The following is a 3,030-nucleotide window of genomic DNA, read 5'->3' on the forward strand; positions in this document are numbered from 1 at the left end:
TCGTATATTTTCCCATTTCATATCTTTTACCTCTCTTTTAAATATTATCTCATATGCTCTATTTTTAGACAATGCATGTGACACAATATTATTTTAACCGTTTTTCATATAACGTTCCCGCAGTTTCCGACGTTCCTTCCTTTTAACGCCTTAGCGGAAAAAGTGGCGCAAGGCTTGCCTCGCAAGACTTGTGACATCGGAAGGAATGTAGGAAATTGTCGTGTTAGGCGATGTTCATAATCAACTTTTATTTTTAGTCCTCATAACTTCTAATGACAAGAGCACAATTGACATTCCGTTAAAAAAATACATATTAATAAATTTATTCAACTTAGCTCCATAATAAGTTTGACTTAAAACCCCATACTTCTCAAATAAAAAAATATAAATAAAAGCAAGAATTGCAAGAATTAGAAGTATTGATTTAAATTCTTTTTCATTAAACTTTTTTAAGTTATCCTGTTGTGGATACTCGCTATAAGAATTATTATTTTGTGTATTTTCATTGTAAGTTTGAATTAAATTATTATATATTCTCTCAATCTCCCCATATATTTCGAAGTCTTTCAACTCATCATTTCCTTTGGATAGAAATTCATTTGACTGTTTACAAAATTCTATGAATATACCTGGATTATAAAATGCTATTCTCTTTAAATTTGGAATGGTCGCATCCTCGTACATCAGTGCTCTGAATGAACATATTATTGAATATTGAAATGTCTTATTGTAATAATTATTAGAACTTATATATAATTTGTCAATTAAACGGATAAAATTCTCGACAATATAAAAATACAACTTCAAATTCAAAGATTCTTTATCAGAAATAATTTTAAGATAATCTTGAAAAACACCATCATATATGCGAGTATAATCATCCTTTCCAATTACTCCAATATAAATTGAGGGTACAATTATAAATATCATCATAACTAATTCCGTAACACCAAATATAAAATCATTTTTGATACTAAAGTAGCTTAAGAAAATTTGAATTATAATTAAAATTAAACATATAACTATAATTTTTGCAGAAATATTTATTATATTAATAAATTTTTTATATGAAATATAAAATTTATTTAAATCTATTTTTTCTGTATTAATATCTATTTTGTCCAATCCCAATTTTATCTTCATTAAAAATATTCCTCTTAATATATTTTTGTGAATGTCGCCTAACGTTCCCGCGATTACTGAAGTCACTCCTTTTCCCTTAGGAAAAGTGGCGCTGTCCTTGCCTCGCAAGGGCTGTGACATCAGAGTGATTTAGGTAATCGGCGTGTTAGAAGTAGTTCTTAAGTTTCATATTTGTTTTCTAACCTCTTCAAGTATTTTCAAATTTTGTTCATAGTAAGCTTTGCCATTTAATTCAACTTCTATATATTCAACTTCAAAATCCTTCAATAAATTAGCTTTAGTCTCATCCACTTTTCCATAGTAGTAAATTATATTTTCTGATTTCATTTTCAATTCTTTTATGATTCTTGCCCGCCTATTTAGTATCCACCATATATCCGTTTCCGAATAATCCAGTCCAAATCCTACTATATGAACATTAGAATTGAAAAAGAGTTCAATCCATGAAAAATTATCATATTTAGCTTCCTTTTTCAGCTTTTTAAGAATATGCTCAGTTTTTTTATCATCGCCATTGTTCTTAAATGAATAATTTCCTTTTACATAAGAATCCATTTTCCCAATAGAACCACAGTAATGATCTAGACCAAGCATAATAGTTCTAGGATAATCTATTTCACCATGAACATGCCAAATTTTACGTTGTTCTCCAGAGTTATTTTCAAACTCTATATTTCTTCTTATACTGTAGATATTTTCACTTACATCACTATTTTTCTTTTCAAATTTTTTAAGTTTTAAGGTATTCTCAATACAATAGTCGTAATTAGTTGTTATGTAATTATCTATTTCTAACTCGTGTAGTTTAACATACAGGTCACTTGAAACCATTTTTCCCATTTCAATTGCAATTTTCTTTTTAATATCTTCTTCTTTCGCACGTAATTCGTCATTATGATTTGATGATAATACAACTCTTTCGTAAAAGAAGGTATATAAATTCTGCTTTATTTCATCATTAATTCTAATTCCATATTCTGAAGATAACGATATAAGCAAATCATCCCAAGATTTATTTGATTTTTCACATCTATTAAGACCATTTCCAATTAATACAGTATTTTTCATATTATAACTCCTATATCTATTTTTACTTAAAAATTTCTTCTAACGTTTCGGGGATTCTCGAAGTGTCTCGGTCTCTGCGTTCGCTTGGCGACGGTTTTGATCCAAGTTCACAAAAACGGTGACAAGCGATAAGCAGAGAATTGGCGTGACTCTTGCCTCAGGCTCGCACGAGTTATGCCAATAGAGGCATTTCGAGAATCCTCTGTTATCTGAAGTGCTTTATTAATAAAAGCCTCTGACTCTATCCCTTGTTGGTCTAAGAAAGTTCATAGTCTGCTCATAACAAAATTATGTATCGTCACACTCTCCAAACTTCATGCGCTTAGATAACACTTATGACCTCCAATTCAATAAAAACATTACTGAGATGCAAGTCCGTTTGGAAAGGTTCCAACTTAAAACTGCACATCCCTTACCTACTGCCAAATGTGACTCACCTTCCGGCCTCTTTGAAACCACTAGACAACCATTACTTTGAAAAATCTTGTCTATGCTTTCTTAGTCGTTAGGCTTCTCGCTAAATCCTGTCAATCTAACAAATTGTACATTCGTGAACCTATATGCTTAATGCATTCTAGATAACATCTGATCCTAAATAACATTTACCTACTCTCAATCGTAGTATAGATACCGTCTTTAATCAACTTTTTTCAATAATTAAAGTTTGTTTCTCCAACCATATCGGTTCCCATTTCAGGATAACGTTTCGGGGATTCTCGAAGTGTCTCGGTCTCTGCGTTCGCTTGGCGACGGTTTTGATCCAGGTTCACAAAAACGGTGACAAGCGATGAGCAGAGAATTGGCGTAATTCTTGCCTCA

General features: G+C 31.1%; 2 protein-coding genes. Both read right to left on the reverse strand.

Annotated features, from left to right (window positions below):
• Positions 1-240: 240 nt before the first annotated feature.
• Positions 241-1,143: a hypothetical protein gene (locus ISU02_RS23610; protein ID WP_194704330.1), complete on the reverse strand. Its 903-nt coding sequence runs from the start codon at positions 1,141-1,143 to the stop codon at positions 241-243.
• A gap of 165 nt (positions 1,144-1,308) precedes the next feature.
• Positions 1,309-2,211, reverse strand: coding sequence for an SIR2 family protein (locus ISU02_RS23615; protein ID WP_194704331.1), 903 nt, complete (start codon positions 2,209-2,211; stop codon positions 1,309-1,311).
• Positions 2,212-3,030: the final 819 nt, after the last annotated feature.

This window comes from Fusibacter ferrireducens (assembly GCF_015352425.1).
Classification (GTDB): Bacteria; Bacillota; Clostridia; order Peptostreptococcales; family Acidaminobacteraceae; genus Fusibacter_A; species Fusibacter_A ferrireducens.

Coding starts and splice junctions, on each gene's coding strand:
- ISU02_RS23610 (WP_194704330.1), bottom strand. CDS start 1,143: ATGAAGATAAAATTGGGATTGGACAAAATAGATATTAATACAGAAAAA.
- ISU02_RS23615 (WP_194704331.1), bottom strand. CDS start 2,211: ATGAAAAATACTGTATTAATTGGAAATGGTCTTAATAGATGTGAAAAA.